This window comes from Pseudomonas soli, from assembly GCF_900110655.1.
Lineage (GTDB): Bacteria > Pseudomonadota > Gammaproteobacteria > Pseudomonadales > Pseudomonadaceae > Aquipseudomonas > Aquipseudomonas soli.
The window spans coordinates 462,754-480,216 of record NZ_FOEQ01000003.1; the positions used below are offsets into that span (position 1 = coordinate 462,754).

At 64.2% G+C, this 17,463-nt stretch carries 18 protein-coding genes; 11 read left to right on the top strand and 7 right to left on the bottom strand.

All coding sequences use genetic code 11. The features are described 5' to 3' along the window. Positions 1–32 precede the first annotated feature (32 nt). Both BMY03_RS10145 and BMY03_RS10150 read right to left on the bottom strand, forming a co-directional pair. Positions 33–851 carry an alpha/beta fold hydrolase gene (locus tag BMY03_RS10145; protein WP_094010964.1) on the bottom strand — a complete coding sequence of 273 codons (819 nt, stop codon included), beginning with the start codon at positions 849–851 and terminating at the stop codon, positions 33–35. A gap of 47 nt (positions 852–898) precedes the next feature. After that, positions 899–3,262, bottom strand: coding sequence for a penicillin acylase family protein (locus BMY03_RS10150; protein WP_094010965.1), 2,364 nt, complete (start codon positions 3,260–3,262; stop codon positions 899–901). An 88-nt stretch (positions 3,263–3,350) separates the two neighbouring features. Between BMY03_RS10150 and BMY03_RS10155 the strand changes: the two genes are divergently transcribed. Continuing rightward, complete coding sequence (locus tag BMY03_RS10155; RefSeq protein WP_038707003.1) at positions 3,351–3,917, top strand: sugar O-acetyltransferase; 567 nt, start codon at positions 3,351–3,353, stop codon at positions 3,915–3,917. On the opposite strand, the gene BMY03_RS10160 is transcribed toward BMY03_RS10155, so the two are convergent. After that, a complete protein-coding gene (locus tag BMY03_RS10160) occupies positions 3,896–4,453 on the bottom strand; it encodes a DUF6436 domain-containing protein (protein ID WP_094010966.1) in 558 nt (185 codons plus the stop codon). The two genes, BMY03_RS10155 and BMY03_RS10160, sit on opposite strands and share 22 nt — an antisense overlap. Positions 4,454–4,644: 191 nt before the next feature. Here BMY03_RS10160 and bipL point away from each other — a divergent pair, with 191 nt between their 5' ends. After that, positions 4,645–5,571 carry a phospholipase BipL gene (gene bipL, locus BMY03_RS10165; RefSeq protein ID WP_094010967.1) on the top strand — a complete coding sequence of 309 codons (927 nt, stop codon included), beginning with the start codon at positions 4,645–4,647 and terminating at the stop codon, positions 5,569–5,571. Position 5,572: 1 nt separating this feature from the next. On the opposite strand, the gene BMY03_RS10170 is transcribed toward bipL, so the two are convergent. Then, entirely contained in the window at positions 5,573–6,325 is a 753-nt protein-coding gene (locus tag BMY03_RS10170; RefSeq protein WP_038707001.1) for a DUF2059 domain-containing protein, read from the bottom strand. 121 nt (positions 6,326–6,446) lie between these two features. On the opposite strand from BMY03_RS10170, the gene BMY03_RS10175 reads away from it, so the two are divergent. Next, a complete protein-coding gene (locus BMY03_RS10175) occupies positions 6,447–7,070 on the top strand; it encodes a 2OG-Fe(II) oxygenase (RefSeq protein WP_094010968.1) in 624 nt (207 codons plus the stop codon). Continuing rightward, the gene (locus BMY03_RS10180; RefSeq protein ID WP_094010969.1) at positions 7,057–7,554 is read left to right on the top strand and encodes a 2-thiouracil desulfurase family protein; all 498 of its coding nucleotides are present in this window, start codon (positions 7,057–7,059) and stop codon (positions 7,552–7,554) included. The genes BMY03_RS10175 and BMY03_RS10180 overlap by 14 nt, the downstream gene beginning before the upstream one ends. A gap of 34 nt (positions 7,555–7,588) precedes the next feature. Here the strand turns inward: BMY03_RS10180 and BMY03_RS10185 are convergent, their stop codons facing one another. Further along, entirely contained in the window at positions 7,589–8,071 is a 483-nt protein-coding gene (locus tag BMY03_RS10185; RefSeq protein WP_023632416.1) for a transporter substrate-binding domain-containing protein, read from the bottom strand. Between the two features lie 227 nt (positions 8,072–8,298). Between BMY03_RS10185 and BMY03_RS10190 the strand changes: the two genes are divergently transcribed. After that, positions 8,299–8,775 (top strand): DUF4399 domain-containing protein, encoded by a 477-nt coding sequence (locus tag BMY03_RS10190; RefSeq protein ID WP_094010970.1) that lies wholly within the window; start codon positions 8,299–8,301, stop codon positions 8,773–8,775. Between the two features lie 156 nt (positions 8,776–8,931). Here BMY03_RS10190 and serA read toward each other — a convergent pair whose 3' ends face one another. Then, complete coding sequence (serA, locus tag BMY03_RS10195; RefSeq protein ID WP_023629826.1) at positions 8,932–10,161, bottom strand: phosphoglycerate dehydrogenase; 1,230 nt, start codon at positions 10,159–10,161, stop codon at positions 8,932–8,934. A gap of 170 nt (positions 10,162–10,331) precedes the next feature. Between serA and BMY03_RS10200 the strand changes: the two genes are divergently transcribed. The 4 genes from BMY03_RS10200 (at position 10,332) to BMY03_RS10215 (ending at position 14,432) form a co-directional block, all read left to right on the top strand. Beyond that, positions 10,332–11,729, top strand: coding sequence for an FAD-binding oxidoreductase (locus BMY03_RS10200; RefSeq protein ID WP_094010971.1), 1,398 nt, complete (start codon positions 10,332–10,334; stop codon positions 11,727–11,729). Positions 11,730–11,754: 25 nt separating this feature from the next. After that, a complete protein-coding gene (locus BMY03_RS10205) occupies positions 11,755–12,420 on the top strand; it encodes a fumarylacetoacetate hydrolase family protein (protein WP_046853765.1) in 666 nt (221 codons plus the stop codon). 105 nt (positions 12,421–12,525) lie between these two features. Beyond that, positions 12,526–13,446, top strand: a complete 921-nt coding sequence (locus tag BMY03_RS10210) for an SdiA-regulated domain-containing protein (RefSeq protein WP_094010972.1) — start codon at positions 12,526–12,528, stop codon at positions 13,444–13,446. 86 nt (positions 13,447–13,532) lie between these two features. Further along, positions 13,533–14,432, top strand: coding sequence for an SdiA-regulated domain-containing protein (locus BMY03_RS10215; protein WP_094010973.1), 900 nt, complete (start codon positions 13,533–13,535; stop codon positions 14,430–14,432). Between the two features lie 119 nt (positions 14,433–14,551). Here the strand turns inward: BMY03_RS10215 and rpiA are convergent, their stop codons facing one another. Beyond that, positions 14,552–15,226 (bottom strand): ribose-5-phosphate isomerase RpiA, encoded by a 675-nt coding sequence (rpiA, locus tag BMY03_RS10220; protein ID WP_038707000.1) that lies wholly within the window; start codon positions 15,224–15,226, stop codon positions 14,552–14,554. 134 nt (positions 15,227–15,360) lie between these two features. On the opposite strand from rpiA, the gene ilvA reads away from it, so the two are divergent. Continuing rightward, positions 15,361–16,875: a threonine ammonia-lyase, biosynthetic gene (gene ilvA / locus BMY03_RS10225; RefSeq protein ID WP_094010974.1), complete on the top strand. Its 1,515-nt coding sequence runs from the start codon at positions 15,361–15,363 to the stop codon at positions 16,873–16,875. Positions 16,876–16,954: 79 nt separating this feature from the next. Then, positions 16,955–17,380 carry a DUF2269 family protein gene (locus tag BMY03_RS10230; protein ID WP_094010975.1) on the top strand — a complete coding sequence of 142 codons (426 nt, stop codon included), beginning with the start codon at positions 16,955–16,957 and terminating at the stop codon, positions 17,378–17,380. The last annotated feature ends 83 nt before the right edge of the window (positions 17,381–17,463 follow it).

A 17,463-nucleotide genomic window follows, 5' to 3' on the forward strand; every position in this document is an offset into this window, starting at 1 on the left:
TGAACGGGGCCGCACAGCGGCCCCCTCCGGTCTCAGCAATTGCGCGGTAACCAGTTCAACAGGAAATCATTCACCACCTGCGGATTCTCCAGGCTGGAGATATGCCCGGCGAATGGAATCTGTGCCGCCAGGCATCCAATCAACTGCGCCATCTCGGCGGACTCCGCCGGTGGCCTTGGGATGTCCTGGTCGCCACAGAGCACGATGGTCCGCTCTCCCGGCAGTTCACCGAGTCGCGCCAGCAGGTCTGGCCGGCCGAAGATCACCCGGCCCATCGGGTCGAGGCTGTCGCGGATGGTTTCGGCGCTGCTTGCCTTGAGGTCCGCACGGAAGGACTCGCGCACCTCGGGCACCGTCTGGCCACCGGCATGGAAGAAGATCGGCACCACGACGTCCAGCAACGGGTCGATGAAGGCTCCCGCTTTGCTTGCCGCATCCAGCAAACCGAAATACTTCAGCCGCGTCGCCTCGGGCTCGGCCCCCAGGTAGGTGTCCATCAGCACCAGGCGGTCGACTCGTTCAGGGTGGTCGACGGCCAACTGCGCGCCCCACATGCCGCCAACCGACAGCCCGACCAGGTGGCACTTCTGGATATCCAGGGCATCGAGCAACGCCAGGTGCTGGCGAGCCAGGGCGGCCATGTCGACGGTACTGGCGGGCGGGGCTGTGGAATCGCCGTGCCCCCACAGCTCAGGCACGATGACCCGGAAGTGCCGTGACAGGGCGTCGATCTGCGGTTGCCACATGGCGGACGACCACAGGTAGCTGTGGCCCAGCAGCACTGGGAAGCCATGGCCCTGGTCGACATAGCTCATGCGTGCTCCGTCGATCTCGATGAAGTGTTTCTGCATTGCGTGACCTCATGGATTGCGAGAGGGCCGCTGTGCGGCCCCGGTTTCTATCTGGGCATCAGCCGCAGCGTGCTTTGCGCCGGAATCACCCCCATCCGCGCCTTGTGATAGCGCCCCTCGATGTAGTCCTCGGCCTGGTCGCCATAGTGCCGGTCGAACGGCACGCCACTCTGTCCGACCGGGTTGATGGTCAGCGCGGCGCCGGCGTCGGCGAAGTCGATCAGGCGGCGGGTGGATGGCCCGTAGGTGACCGGCCAGGGCGCCGGTCCGATTTTCGCCGACAGGTTGTTCGGCACCTCATGGGTCCCGGGCGCGGCGTAGGGCCCGACATTGAACAACAGGTTCAGCGGCTTCTTCACGCCCAGCGGATGGTTATGGGTGAGGGTATGGGCCTTGCCCCACTGCCAGCTGGCCGGATCCTTGCCGAAGGTCTCGCGCAGGTGCTTGAGGCTGCGCTGCCAGGCCAGGCGCACGATGGCGTTGCGATCGGTGTGTTCGTTGCTACCGCGCAGATTCCACCACGGTGATTGAGGGTCGCCAGCCAGGCGAGGCAGCGCGGCGTCGATGGCACGGGTACTGATCAGCACCGGGAACCAGGTGTCGCCCAGCTCGTCGTGCAGGGCGGCGAACGCCAGCTCGTAGAGGAACTGGTTGAACAGCGTGGCGCTGGTGGAGTCCAGCGGGTAGTCGCCGCGCCAGGCCGCCAGCTGCTCGACCAGTTCTTTCTCTTCGTCGCCCTGGGCGACGTTGCGCAAGGTGCCGAGCAGCGGTGCCAGGGTACGCGGGCCATAGTCGGTGCTGGTGTCCAGCTGCAAGGCCTGGCTGTTCTGGGTGTCCCACTTGATGTCCGGGTCGCGTAACAGGCGATCGAGCTGGCGTCCTCGGTCGGCCAGGTTGTAGTAGCCGGGCACGGGCAGTGCGCCCGGTGGTTGGTAATTGGCCGAGACGATATAGCCGTTGGCCGGGTTCTCCTGCTGTGGATTGGCACTGAACGGGTAGAACCCCGGCTTGGCGGCCTGGCCGCTGCCCCCGTCGAGGATGAACGCCGGGTTGACGCCATCCGGGCGGATCGGCAGGCGCGCCGCCGCCCACCAGCCGATGTCGCCACGGGCATTGGCCCATACGAGGTTCAACCCTGGCGCCTGGATCTTGCTTGCCGCCTCGCGCATCTTGTCCAGGGTGTCGGCGCGGTTGATCTGGTAGAAGCCCTCGAGTATCGGGTTCTCGGTTTCCAGGAAGGCCCACCACATGGCGATGGGCGTCGGGCCGGCGGTGTCGCCGAGCACGCTATTGACGATCGGACCGTGGGGTGAGCGGCGCAAGGTGATGCTGGCCGGCTGCGCATCCTTGACCGCGATCTGCTGCTCGGTCTTTTCCAGCGACTGCCAGCGGCCATCGACCATCACCTGCTCGGGGTTCTGCGGATTGGTCCGCTCCGCGATCAGGTCGACGTCGTCGTTCTGGAACATGGTCAGGCTCCAGCCGAAGTCGCGGTTGTGGCCGAGCAGGGCGAACGGGTTGAGCGCCTGGAAGTAGCCATACAGGTTGAAGCCTGGCGCCGACAACTCGGCTTCGTACCAGATCGCCGGCACCGCGAAGCTGATGTGCGGGTCACCCGCCAGCAGTGGCCGGCCGCTGCGGGTATGGCTGCCGGCCACGGCCCAGGCGTTGCTGCCCTCGAACTGCGGAATACCCGCATCGCCCAGGGCCTCGTGGCTGAGCCGCGCCAACTGCTCCAGGCTGCGCCAGTCGGCGGCGGCCAGCGGCGTGGCCACGGCGCCGTCGGGCTGCCAGTCGAGGTCGAAGATCTTCAGGTACTCGGGGCCGAGCTGATCGCGAATGTAGGTCAGCGCCGGGTCGGTGCGGAACGCGGCGGCGAAACTGTAGGCGAGGTAGCCGGCAATGCTCAGGGTGTCCTCGGCGGTGAAGGGGCGCGGCGTGATGCCGAGCAGGTCGAACTCCATCGGCTTGGGGTGGCTGGCCTGCCACTGGTTGATGCCGTCCAGGTAGGCCTGCAGCGCCTGCCAGGCCGGTGACTGGCGGTCCTGGCGCTGCACCATCAAGGCCGCCTGGTCGCGAATGCGCAGGCTGCGGAACAGGGTATCGGTGGGCAGCAACTTCTCGCCCAGCACCTCGGCCAGCTCGCCGCGCGCCAGGCGGCGCATGATCTCCATCTGGAACAGACGGTCCTGTGCTTGCACGTAGCCGAGGGCGCGGTACAGGTCCTGCTCGTTCTGCGCCTGCAGGTGCGGCACGCCACGGGCATCGAAGCGCACGCTGACCGGCGCCTGCAAGCCGTTGATGGCCGCTTCGCCATCTCGCTGGGGCTGCTTGCCCTGCACGTACCAGTAACCGCCGCCCGCGGCGGCCACGGCGATCACCACCGCCAGCAAGGTCAGGCTGCGCTTCATCGAGACTCCTTGTGCACTCGAGCGAAAGAATGTGGTCCGATCATCGGCGGATTCGCGAACTGAGCATAGCCCCCCGAAAGGAGTTTCCATGTCCCTGAGCGAAAAACAGAAAATGCTGGCAGGCCAGCTCTACCATGCCGGCTGCCCCGAGCTGCAAGCCGAGCAGGCGGCCAACCGGCAGTGGTTGCACCGCTACAACGGCAGCGTCGAGCAACCCAACGAAGCGCGTCATGATTTGTTGAAGGCGCATTTCGCCAGCGTGGGCGAAGGCGTGGTGATCCGGCCGCCGTTCCACTGTGACTACGGCTACAACATCAGCGTGGGCGCCAACACCTTCATGAACTTCAACTGCGTGATCCTCGACGTGCTGCCGGTGCGCATCGGCGCCGACTGCCAGATCGCCCCGGCGGTGCAGATCTACACCGCCGACCACCCGCTGGACCCGGCGCTGCGCCGCAGTGGCCTGGAAAGCGGGCGCCCGGTGATCATCGGCGACAACGTCTGGATTGGCGGCGGGGCGATCATCCTGCCTGGGGTGACCATCGGTGATAACGTCGTGGTCGGCGCCGGCAGCGTGGTGACCCGGGATGTGCCGGCGGGAGCGGTGGTGGTGGGTAATCCGGCGCGGGTGCGTCAATCGATCCAGGGGCAATAGCAGCCGACCGCCAGGGTATTCGAGGCCTGCACCCGACGCCCTTGTGCCAAGGCCTTGAGGATCGGCTCGATGAAACTGTTGCTCGAGTTGCATACCGCGCCTTCGCTGTAGGGGCCGAAGTAGGCGAGGTTGCCGTCGTGGTCCCAGATCGCCACGGCGGGGCTGGCGGGCAGGTGCTCGCTGCCGGGCAGGCTGGCCAGGGGCTTGAGTGTTCCCAGGTTGGCCGGCAGTTGGCCGTGGCTGCCAGGCTTTTGCACGACATGGAAGCTGACCCCGAGCGGTGCGAAGTGCTCGACCAGTTCGCCCAGGTGTTGCTGGTTGCCGACATTGCATGGGCAGGCCGGGTCCCAGAAATGCACCACGCGGATCGGGCCCGGGCCGGCCAGTTCGGCTGGGAGGCGCAGTTGGCTGCCGTCGAAGAAGGTGGCCTGGTTGTCGAACGGACGCAGGTAACGGGACTGGAAGCTGTCGTAGGCCCACCAGGCGGTGGCAGCGCAGAGCAGCAGTGCAAGGAATATCAGAAGTCGCTTCGCCATAGGGGCCCGGTCGCGGTACCTGCAGGAGCGGGCTTGTCCCGCGATGGCTGCGGTGAAGCCAGCATCGCTATCGCGGGGCAAGCCCGCTCCCACGAGGTCGCGTGTTTCGTTGAGAAAGGCAGCAAGCTTGCCATGACGCGGCCCAGAGCTGAATATCGCAGATCAATACTTGCTTCACTCTGGATGTACCGATGCCCGCCAGTTTCCACCCCGACCTGCTGCGCGCCAGCCTGTCGCCCCTTGCCGATCGCCACCTGCTATCCACCCAGGGCCAGGCCTACCAGGGCTTCTACGGCCTGGGTCTGTCCGCGCACAGTTGGCTGGGTGGCTTCCAGGTGGCGGGCTTCGACCTGGTCGGCCAGGTCTGGCTGCCCGAGCGGCCACAGGCGACGTTGTTCCTGCTGCATGGCTACTACGATCACATGGGCTTGTACCGCCACGTGATCGAATGGGCCCTGGGGCGCGGCTACGCCGTGATCGGCTGCGACCTGCCGGGGCATGGCCTGTCCAGTGGCGAGCGGGCCAGCATCGATGATTTCGGCATCTACCAGCAGGTGCTCGAGGCCCTGTTCGAACAGGCCCGCTTGCTCGACCTGCCACGGCCCTGGCATCTCTGTGGCCAAAGCACCGGTGGGGCGATCGTGGTCGACCACCTGTTGCATCAGGGTGAAAGCAGCCCTGTCGACGGCGAGGTGATCTTGTTGGCCCCCCTAGTGCGCCCGCGTGCCTGGGGCTGGTCGAAGCTGAGCTACCGGGTGCTGCGCCACTTCGTCAACGGCATCGAGCGGCGCTTCAGCGAGAACACCAATGACCCGGCCTTCCTGCCCTTCCTCGAAGCCGACCCGCTACAACCACGGCGTCTGCCGACCGCCTGGGTCGGTGCGTTGATGAAGTGGGTCCGGCGCATCGAAGCCGCGCCCAGGAGTACGCGGCGGCCGCTGATCGTGCAGGGCGAGGCGGACGGTACGGTGGATTGGCCGTACAACCTCAAGGTGCTCAAGGCCAAGTTTGCCGAGCCGCAGATCCTCATGCTGCCCGAGGCGCGGCATCACCTGGCCAACGAGCTGCCCGGCATCCGCCAGCGCTACTTCGAGTTCATCGGCCAGCGCCTGGGCTGACTCACTTCAGGTTGGCGGCGTTCTGGCCCACGGCCAGGGCGGCGCGAATCGCGGCCACCGCGGCCTTGTAGTAGGCCTGGCCGTCCGTCGATTCGGCGAAGGTGGCGAACTGCTCGAGCTCGGCGTCCGACAGGTCGCGATAGACGTACAACAACGTGTTGTTCAGGTCCTCGCCCACCTGGTTCATCAACCGCTGGCGCTGGCCATCGAGCAGGTTCTGGGCCTGGCCGCCGCCGAACAGGCCGGGCAACATCGAGCTCAGGCTGTCGGCCGCCACGCCGGCGATCGCCAGGCTGACCTCGGCGCCGGCCTCGCGGGCGGGCAGGGCCTGGGCCAGGTGGCCGACGATCAGCACGCGGTTGTCGCTGGCCTGGATTTTCGGCAAGCCCTTGGCGTGCTTGGCCAGTTGATCCTTGCGCGTGGCAAGCAGTTCGGCGGCCACGACCTTGCGCCCCAGCGGTGACTGGAAGAAGGCCAGGGCTGGCGAGGGGTTGGGCAGGTTGGCGCGCAGTTGTGCCTGGGCCCGTTGGTCCATGGCCTGGGCCTGGAACCGTTGGTTGCTGTTGTTGACCAGCGCCTGGTAGACGGCAGGCGGCAGGCTATTGCGGTAGCGCTGCTGGGCGGCGCTCACGGCATCGTTGAAATGGGCGCGCTGGTCGGGCCAGCCGGCGACCTTGTACAGCTGATCGAGGGTGTCTGCCCAGACAGGCATGGTGCAGATCATCAGCAGAAGCAGGGAAAACAGACGGCGCATTCAGGACTCCTGTCGGCAGGCCGCTATTGTCCTTGGCGTGGCGGGGCTTTGTCGAGTCGCCAGCGGCGCTTCCTGACCAAGTGGCGCTGTGCGAGCGATGGCCGAATGGCTATGATGCGCCATGCACATACCTTCCGAACATCCGCTGCTGTCGACCATCGTCGATGACCTGGCCACCCGTGGTTGGTCGCAGCAACCCCTCTTCCTGCCCGACGAACTGTCGCGCGCGCTGGCGGCCGAATGCCGTCGTCGTTACGCCGAGGGTGAGCTGAACCCCGCCGGCATCGGCCGTGGCGCCGCGCAGGAGATCCGCGAGGCGATCCGTGGCGACCAGATCCAGTGGATCGACCCCGGTGAATCGGAGGTCTGCGACCGCTACCTGGGGGCGATGGACAGCCTGCGCCAGGCCATCAACCAGGGATTGTTCCTGGGGCTGGAGGACTTCGAGTGCCACTTTGCCCTCTATCCGCCGGGCGCCTTCTACAAGCGCCATCTCGACCGCTTCCGCGACGATGACCGGCGCATGGTGTCGGCCGTGCTGTACCTCAACGAGGGTTGGCAGCCGAAGGACGGTGGACAATTGCGCATGTTCCTGAAGGGCGATGTCGAGCACGACGTGGCGCCATTGGCCGGCAGCCTGGTGGTGTTCCTGTCGGGTGAGGTCCCGCATGAGGTACTGCCGGCAGGGCGTGAACGCCTGTCGTTGACCGGTTGGTTCCGGCGCCGTGGCAATGAGCCGTTCTGAGCTGCCGAAGGTACTGGTCAGCGCCTGCCTGCTGGGCCAGCCGGTGCGCTATGACGGGCGTGCCAGTGGCCATCCCGATGTATTGCAGCGTTGGCAGGCTGAAGGCAGGGTGGTGCCACTGTGCCCGGAGGTTGCCGGTGGCTTGCCGACACCGCGACCGCCCGCTGAGATACCCGGTGGGCAGGGCGGGGCGGTGCTGGACGGGCAGGCACAGGTGCTGACGGTGACCGGCGACGATGTCAGCGACGCCTTTCTCGCCGGGGCCCGCCTGGCGCTGGAACTGGTGCGCCGGCATGGCATCCGTGTGGCGGTGCTCAAGTCGGGCAGCCCCTCGTGTGGCAATCTGCAGACCTATGACGGCAGTTTCAGCGGTGTGAAGGTGGCGGGTGAGGGCGTGACCACGGCCTTGTTGCGGCGCGAAGGGGTGCAGGTGTTCAGCGAGCTGGAGCTGGAAGAGGCGCAGCGAGCGTTGAGCCAGATCTGATCGCGGGGCAAGCCCGCTGCCCCGCGATGCGGTGTTACTGTCCGGCGCTCGCCTGCTTGGAACCCTTGAGCCATTTGCTTTCCAGGTCAGCCAGGCGGCCGTCGTCCTTGATCCGTTGCAGGGCATTGTTCAGAGCCGTCTCGAAGGCTGGATTGTCCTTCAGGTACGGAATCACCAGATTCTGGCTGGCCAGGGTCCGAATGGTGTCGAGTTGGTCGCTAGGTTCGACGTCTTGCTTGTTGAAGGCCATGTCGAACTTGCCGCTCTCCACCCCGGGCAGCACCTCTTCGGCTGCGGTCTCGACGAACTCGGCCCGCACATCCAGCTCCTTGGCCAGGGCCTGGCCCAACTCGATCTCGAAACCGGTCAGGTGTTCGTCTTCCTTGAACGCATAAGGTGGTGAATCGCTCAGCACGGCAATGCGCAGTTCGCCACGGTCGTTGATTTCGTCGATCAGTTCGGCCTGGGCCAGTGGGCTGAACAATACCGCCAACAGAATGCCAATGGTCAAACGCATGAGTGCCCCTTTCTTGTTCGGCAGGTGAATGTCATTCGCCGAGGCTTTCTTTTCTGCCGCGGTCGAACGCAGCCTATGACCGTGTAGCCGCGTTAATGTTTACGCCGGCCTGAAATATTTCTGCCGTTGTTTTTGAACCTCTGCCTGGTTGGTTGGACTATGGTGAAGTACCGCTGTGCTTCGTTTAAGTGATAGCGGTCAATTGAAGTGAATCACAGGAGAAGTGAATGAAAAGCCTATTTTCGCGTGCTGCCGTTGCCGGTCTGCTGATGGGGGCGTCGGTGTTCGCCAGTGCTGCGGATGCGCTGAAGAGCCAGCAGCCACCGCAGGGCGCCAAGGTCTTCATCGTTTCCCCCGCCGACGGGGCCACGGTCGACAAGACCTTCACCGTCAAGTTCGGTATCGAGGGCATGGGCCTCAAGCCAGCGGGTGACCAGACCCCGCACACTGGGCATCACCACCTGCTGGTGGATGTGGACAAGGCCCCGGTCGCCGACATGCCGCTGCCGACCAGCCTGATGCCGGAGAACAACGCCCCCCTGCCGGCCGGCCCGCAAGTACTGCACTTCGGCAAGGCGCAGACCGAGGCGACCATCACCCTCACCCCAGGCAAGCACACCCTGCAACTTGTGCTGGGCGACAAGTATCACGTGCCGTTCAAACCGAGCGTCGAGTCGCAGAAGATCACCGTCAACGTCAAGTGATGCTGAACCTGTAGGTGCGACTTCAATCGCGAACTAGATACCGCGGTGCTTGGCACCCGCTTTCGCGGGTGATCGCGGCTGAAGCCGCTCCTACAAGATCGCAACAACGAAAAAGGGAGGCCACCAGGGCCTCCCTTCTTCATGCAGCCGGCAAACTCAGAACAGTACGCGCGAGCGAATAGTGCCCTTCACATGCTGCAGTTTTTCCTGGGCCAGATCGGAGTACTCGGCATCGACGTCGATGACTACGTAACCCACTTTTTCGTCGGTCTGCAGGAACTGACCGGAGATGTTGATACCGTTCTCGGCGAACACCTTGTTGATCTCGCTGAGCACGCCCGGGATGTTTTCGTGGATGTGCAGCAGGCGGTGCTTGCCCGGGTGGGCCGGCAGCGCGACCTCCGGGAAGTTGACCGACGACACCGAGGTCCCGTTGTCGCTGTACTTGACCAGCTTCTCGGCAACTTCCAGGCCGATGTTAGCCTGGGCTTCGGCGGTGGAACCACCGATGTGCGGAGTCAGGATCACGTTGTCCAGGCCGCGCAGCGGGCTCTCGAACTCTTCGTCGTTGGAGCGTGGCTCGACCGGGAACACGTCGATGGCGGCGCCGATCAGGTGCTTGTCCTTGATCGCGGCGGCCAGGTGGTCCAACTCGACCACGGTGCCACGGGCGGCGTTGATCAGGATCGCGCCTTTCTTCATCGCACGGATTTCCTTCTCGCCGATCATCCACTGGGTGGACGGCAGCTCAGGAACGTGCAGCGAGACGATGTCAGCCAGGCCCAGCAGTTCGTTCAGGCTGGTGACCTGGGTGGCGTTGCCCAGCGGCAGCTTGGTCAGCGGGTCGTAGAAGTAGACCTGCATGCCCAGGCCCTCGGCCAGCACCGACAGCTGGGTACCGATCGAGCCGTAGCCGACGATGCCCAGTTTCTTGCCGCGGATCTCGAAGGAGTTGGCCGCGCTCTTGATCCAGCCACCGCGGTGGCAGGAGGCGTTCTTCTCGGGGATGCCGCGCAGCAACAGGATGGCTTCGGCCAGCACCAGTTCGGCCACCGAACGGGTGTTGGAGTACGGTGCGTTGAACACCGCGATGCCGCGGTTGCGGGCCGCGCTCAGGTCGACCTGGTTGGTGCCGATGCAGAAACAGCCGACCGCAACCAGTTTCTTCGCACAGTCGAAGACCTCTTCGGTCAGCTGGGTGCGCGAGCGGATGCCGATGAAGTGGGCATCGGCGATCTTTTCCTTCAGCTCTGCATCCGGCAGCGAGCCAGTGAGGTACTCGATGTTGCTGTACCCGGCAGCCTTGAGGATATCCACCGCATTCTGGTGGACGCCTTCAAGAAGAAGGAACCTGATCTTGCTCTTGTCGAGAGAAGTCTTGCTCATCTGCGTAAACCTGTATCCCGGAGAAAAATGGCGAGGGGGGTGAAGCGGCGCGGCGTCGGCCTTAGCACGAACAGCGGGAGGGCTATGCTAGCATACGCGACACAATCTGAGCCCATCCCGACAGGTGAAGCGTGCTCAGGGTGACTATGAATAAGTCGAGAGTTCCAGCGATGACCCAGTCCGTGGTAATTGATGAACTGATGACCCTGGTCGACCCTGGCAAGGTCCTCACCGACCCAGCCTCGCTCGATGCCTACGGCAAGGACTGGACCAAGCACTACCCGCCAGCGCCCAGCGCGATCGTCTTCCCTAAAACCATCGAGCAAGTCCAGGCCATCGTGCGCTGGGCCAACCGGCACAAGGTCGCCTTGGTGCCATCGGGCGGGCGTACAGGGTTGTCGGGCGCTGCCGTGGCCGCCCATGGCGAGGTGGTGGTCGCCTTCGACTACATGAACCAGATCCTCGCCTTCAATGAGTTCGATAGAACCGTCGTGTGCCAGCCGGGCGTGGTAACCCGGCAGCTTCAGCAGTTCGCCGAGGATCAGGGGCTGTACTATCCGGTGGACTTCGCCTCTTCCGGTTCCAGCCAGGTCGGCGGCAATATCGGCACCAATGCCGGCGGGATCAAGGTGATTCGCTACGGCATGACCCGCAACTGGGTGGCCGGGCTGAAGGTGGTCACCGGCAAGGGCGAGCTGCTCGAGCTGAACAAGGACCTGATCAAGAACGCCACCGGCTACGACCTGCGCCAACTGTTCATCGGCGCCGAAGGCACCCTGGGGTTCGTGGTGGAGGCGACCATGCGCCTGGACCGTGCGCCGCGCAACCTTACGGCGATGGTGCTGGGCACGCCTGACTTCGACGCGATCATGCCAGTGCTGCACGCCTTCCAGGGCAAGCTCGACCTCACCGCCTTCGAGTTCTTTTCCGACAAGGGCCTGGCCAAGATCCTCGCCCGGGGTGATGTGCCCGCGCCATTCGAAACCGACTGCCCGTTCTATGCCCTGCTGGAGTTCGAAGCCAGCACCGATGAGGTGGCCAACGAAGCCCTGGCCACCTTCGAGCACTGCGTCGAGCAGGGCTGGGTGCTGGACGGGGTGATGAGCCAGAGCGACACCCAGCTGAAGAACCTGTGGAAGCTGCGCGAGTACCTGTCCGAGACCATCTCCCACTGGACACCGTACAAGAACGACATCTCTGTCACCGTCTCGAAAGTGCCGGCGTTCCTGCGCGACATCGACGCCATCGTCGGCGAGCATTATCCCGACTACGAGGTGGTCTGGTACGGCCATATCGGCGACGGCAACCTGCACCTGAACATCCTCAAGCCCGACCATATGAGCAAGGATGACTTCTTCGCCTCCTGCGCCAAGGTCAACAAGTGGGTGTTCGAGATCGTCGAGCGTTACAACGGCTCGATCTCCGCCGAGCACGGCGTGGGCATGACCAAACGCGATTACCTGGGCTACAGCCGCTCACCGGAAGAAATCGCCTGCATGAAGGCGATCAAGGCGGTGTTCGACCCGAACGGCATCATGAATCCGGGTAAGATCTTCGCTCCCGAATAAAAAGCAGTGTTCACAGGAGTCGGCCATGAGTTACCAGCACCAGTACGTAGACGGCACGCGCATCCACTTCCCGCTGGGCAAGGTGGTGTGCATCGGCCGCAACTACGCCGAGCATGCCAAGGAACTGGACAACCCCATCCCCAGCGAGCCGCTGCTGTTCATCAAGCCCGGCAGTTGCGTGGTGCCCCTGGAAGGTGGTTTCAAGATTCCGACCGAGCGTGGCTCGGTGCACTACGAGGCGGAAATCGCGGTGTTGCTGGGCAAGCCGTTGTCGACCAAGCCGACCGAGGAAGAGGTGCTCGACGCCATTTCCGGCTATGCCCCGGCTTTGGACCTCACCCTGCGTGACCTGCAGAGCAAGCTGAAGGAAAAGGGCCTGCCGTGGGAGCTGTGCAAAAGCTTCGATGGTGCTTGCGTGCTGCCGCCGTTCGTCTCGGCAGGGGCTTTCGAGGACGTGAAGGACATCGGCATACGCCTGACCATCAACGGCGAGGTGCGCCAGGACGGCAACAGCGCGATGATGCTCAACCCCATCGTCCCGATGATCCAGCATATGGCCGCGTGTTTCTCGTTGCAGGCGGGTGATGTAATCCTCACCGGCACCCCGGCGGGCGTGGGGCCGTTCGAGGTTGGTGACGAGCTGGTGCTGGAGCTTCCAGGTGTCAGCCGGTTCGAGAGCCGGGTGCTCTGACCCACAGGTTCGCGCCTTTCCTACAAAAAGTGCAGAGACGTTTACCGTTTTTTCACACCCTTTGCGGATAATGCGCGAACCTACGCCTACCCTCAGGACCCTTGCATGCCCTTTCCTTCCCGCGCCTCCGTGTCCCCCAAGCGCCCGTTCTACCGGCGCTGGCCGTTCGGCCTGGCAGCAGCAGCGGTTATCGGCTATGGCGTCATCTCGGCCATGCACTGGGACGACCGCGGCCTGCTGTGGATAAAGGAAGGTTTCGAAAGCCAGGCTGAACGCCAGGAAAGCATCTGGCTGCCCAGCTACGTGGTCGACATCGATGCCAAGCCGTTGCCTGGTATGGAGCGTGACGAGGCGTCGGACCTGGCGTTCAACCCGCACACCCGGTCGTTGTTCGCAGTCATGGGAAAGCACCCGTTCCTGGTCGAGCTCACCCTCGATGGCGATGTGCTGCGCAAGATCCCCCTGGTGGGCTGGTCCAATCCGGAAGGCGTGGCGATACTCGAGGATGGCCAGATCGCCATCGTCGACGAGCGCAACCATGACCTGACGCTGGTCAAGGTGGATGCCGCCACCACCTCGCTGAACCGTGCCGACTACCAGTCCCATGACCTGGGTGAAGCGGATGAGGGCAACAAGGGCTTTGAAGCCATTGCCTGGGACCTGATGCGCCAGCGCCTGGTCATCGGCGCCGAGCGTCCGCCCAAAATGTTCACTTGGGGCACTGATGGCCGTAGCCCGCTGAAGGGCGAGAAGCAGCCGCTGGCCAGCGACGAACTGGACCTGCGCAACTTGTCCGCGCTGGGTATCGACCCGCGCACGGGGCATCTGCTGGCATTGTCGGCAGACTCCAACATGCTGCTCGAGCTTGACGAAAAAGGTGAGCAGGTCAGCTTCATGACCCTGCTGGGCGGGTTCAATGGCCTGGCTGACACCATTACCCGGGCCGAGGGAGTGGCAATGGACGACCAGGGCAACCTGTACATGGTCAGCGAGCCGAATCTGTTCTATCGCTTCAAAAAGAACTGACCGATCAGACATTTCTGATGGTGGCATTAAGCTTTGCTTCAGTTGATAGTGGTTAGCTACGCGCTCCTATTGCCGAGTCCGCCCGCATGCGCCGCCACGTTCGCCTGATCTTCGTCTTCTTCGTGTTTGTCTGCCTGCTCGTGCTGGGGGCTGCCGGGCATGAGTTCCGCTTGTTCGAGCGGGGCTGGTTCAACCTCAAGGCTTGGTGGCAGCCGGCCGAGCAGAGCATCGGCCTGGATCGTTACCAGGTGGTGCTTGAGGCCAGGCCTGTCGAGGGCCTGGACGACGACATCTCGGCGTTGACCTATGATCCCGACCGCAAGAGCCTGTTCACCGTCACCAACGCCCGGTCGGAGCTGATCGAGTTGTCGCTGGATGGCCGTATCCTGCGCCGTGTTCCGCTGACCGGCTTCGGTGACCCCGAGGCGGTGGAGTATGTCGGGCCCAACAGCTATGTGATCACCGATGAGCGTCAGCAGCGGCTGATTCGTGTGCGCCTGGACGATGACACCCTGTTTCTCGATGCCGCCGACGCAGAGCAGTTGTCCCTGGGCATAGGCCTGAATGGCAACAAGGGGTTCGAGGGGCTGGCCTACGACTCGGCAGGCAAGCGCCTGTTCGTGGCCAAGGAACGGGACCCGATGATGATCTACGAGGTGCACGGCTTTCCCCACGACAATCCCGACAAACCCTATGCCGTGCATGTGGTGCAGGATCGCAAGCGTGACCGGCGGTTGTTCGTGAGGGATCTATCGAGCCTGCAGTTCGACGAACGCAGCGGGCATCTGCTGGCGCTGTCCGACGAGTCGCGGCTGGTGCTGGAGCTTGATGTGAAGGGGCGGCCGCTGAGTACCTTGTCATTGCGCAAGGGGTTCCAGGGGTTGAAGCAGACCGTGCCACAGGCTGAGGGGATTGCGATGGATGACGCCGGGACCATCTACCTAGTCAGTGAGCCGAACCTGTTCTATGTGTTCAAGCAGCCTTGATGGGTTGAGAATGGCACTGGCTTCGCCGGTGCTCGCTTGCAAGCCAGCTCCCACAAGGCAGCGCGGACCCTGTGGGAGCTGGCTTGCCAGCGATTCGAGGGCGCAGCTCTCGCTGGCGATTACTCGGCCTTCAGGCTCTTCACGCCTTCAGCGGTACCCAACAACAGCACATCCGCCGGTCGCGCCGCGAACAGACCATTGGTAACCACGCCGACGATGGCGTTGATCTGGCTTTCCAGCTCCACCGGGTTGGTGATCTGCAGGTTGTGCACGTCGAGGATGACATTGCCGTTGTCGGTCACCACGCCTTCGCGGTAGACCGGGTCGCCGCCCAGCTTGACCAGCTGGCGCGCCACGTGGCTGCGAGCCATCGGAATGACCTCGACCGGCAGCGGGAAGGCACCCAGCACCGGCACCAGCTTGCTGGCGTCGGCGATGCAGATGAAGGTCTTGGCCACTGCGGCGACGATCTTTTCGCGGGTCAGGGCCGCGCCGCCGCCCTTGATCAGGTTGAGGTGGGCATCGCTCTCGTCGGCGCCGTCCACGTAGAACTCCAGCTCGCTGACGCTGTTCAGCTCGTAGACCGGAATGCCATGGCCCTTCAGGCGCTGCGCAGTGGCTTCGGAGCTGGCGACGGCGCCGTCGAAAGCGGTCTTGTGCTGGGCCAGGGCGTCGATGAAGAAGTTGGCGGTCGAGCCTGTGCCGACGCCGACGACGCTTTTTTCATCCAGCTTTGGCAGGATGAGGTCGACGGCGGCCTGGGCGACGGCCTGTTTGAGTTGGTCCTGGGTCATGCGGGCTCCGGGAGGGGCAGGGCGGATATCGAAAGTTGCCTAGTATAACGGCTCCGGCGGCTTTGCTGTGGTCGCCCGACGTGGCGCTGCGGTAGACTCCCAGCCCTTGTCCCGCGGCCCAGTGATGCTTTCCGATGCTCGAACAGTACGTCAAGAAGATCCTCACCTCGCGCGTCTACGACGTTGCTGTCGAAACCCCGCTGCACCCTGCCGGGCAACTGAGCAAGCGCCTGGGCAACACGGTGCTGCTCAAGCGCGAGGACCTGCAGCCGGTGTTCTCGTTCAAGATCCGCGGGGCCTACAACAAGCTGGCGCAACTGAGCGCCGAGGAGCTGGCCCGTGGCGTGGTCACCGCCTCGGCCGGCAACCATGCCCAGGGCCTGGCACTGGCGGCGCGGGAGCTGGGTATCAAGGCGACCATCGTCATGCCCAAGACCACCCCGGAGATCAAGATCGAAGGCGTGCGCTCGCGTGGTGGCAAGGTGTTGTTGCATGGCGACAGCTTCCCCGAGGCGCTGGCCTACTCGCTGAAGCTGGTGGAGGAGAAAGGTTTCGTCTACATCCACCCCTACGACGACCCACACACCATCGCCGGGCAAGGCACGGTGGCCATGGAGATTCTGCGCCAGCACCCGGGCCAGCTGGACGCGATCTTCGTGCCGGTCGGCGGCGGCGGTCTGATCGCCGGTATCGCCGCCTACGTGAAATACCTGCGCCCGGAGATCAAGGTCATCGGCGTCGAACCGGACGATTCCAATTGCCTGCAAGCTGCCATGGTCGCCGGTGAGCGCGTGGTGCTGCCGCAGGTCGGGCTTTTCGCCGACGGCGTGGCGGTGGCGCAGATCGGCCAGCACACCTTCGATATCTGCCGCCACCACGTGGACGAGGTCATTACCGTCAGCACTGACGAGATCTGTGCCGCAATCAAGGATATCTACGACGATACCCGCTCGATCACCGAACCTGCCGGTGCCCTCGGTGTTGCCGGGATCAAGAAGTACGTCGAGCTCAAGGGTGTGGCCGGGCAGACCCTGGTGGCCATCGACTCGGGCGCCAACGTCAACTTCGACCGCCTGCGGCATGTGGCCGAGCGCGCCGAGCTGGGCGAGAAGCGCGAAGCGATCATCGCCGTGACCATTCCCGAGCGCCCAGGCAGCTTCAAGGCCTTCTGCGAGGCCATCGGCAAGCGCCAGATCACCGAATTCAACTACCGCAAGCACACCTCCGACGAGGCGCACATCTTCGTCGGCGTACAGACTCACCCGGAAACCGACCCGCGTGCGGCATTGGTACAGCAGCTGACGGAGCAAGGTTTCCCCGTCACCGACCTGACCGACAACGAACTGGCCAAGCTGCATATCCGTCACATGGTGGGTGGCCACTCGGCCGGGGCCAGCGATGAGATGGTGCTGCGTTTCGAGTTCCCGGAGCGGCCCGGTGCCCTGTTCAACTTCCTCAACAAGCTGGGCGGGCGTTGGAACATCTCGATGTTCCACTACCGCAACCACGGCGCCGCCGACGGGCGCGTGGTCGCGGGCCTGCAGGTGCCGGAGGAAGAGCGTCACCTGGTGCCGGCAGCCTTGGCCAAGATCGGCTATCCATACTGGGACGAGACCGAGAACCCGGCTTACCGGCTATTCTTGGGCTGAACACGCTTCACCTCGCGGGGGCGGGCCTGCCCCGCGATGAGGCCGAAAGCGAAAAAGCCTGCTGAAGGATGATTTTCACATGGAACACCTGACCACCCTCAAGACCCTGCACATCCTCGCCACGGCCCTGTTGCTGCTTGGCGCCCTGGGCCTGGCGGGCTGGACCTGGCATGCCCGGCGCAAGGGCGACACCGAGGCCTACGGCAAGTTGTTGCGCCGGCCGCTGGTGTTCGTCTGGCTGCTGATGGGGCTGTGCCTGCTGAGCATGCCGTTCACCGGCTGGTGGCTGGTGCACCTGGTCGGCTGGCCGCTGGGGCAGATCTGGGTGTTGGCCTCCAGCGTCATCTATACCCTTGGCGCGTTCGCCGTGTGGTGGCTGGTGGCGCGCCTGAACCGGCTGCGCAAGGCCGAAGCCGTAGGCTTGAAGTTCACCCTGGCGCTGGCAGTGTTCAGCGGTGTGTGCTTCCTGTCCATCGCCGGCCTGATGGGCGCCAAGCCGGTCTGATGACACTCGTCAGCCTGCTCCCATTGGCAAACTCTGGGAGCGGGCTGGCCCCGCGAGAGGCTGACGCAGTCGCGTCACCTTGC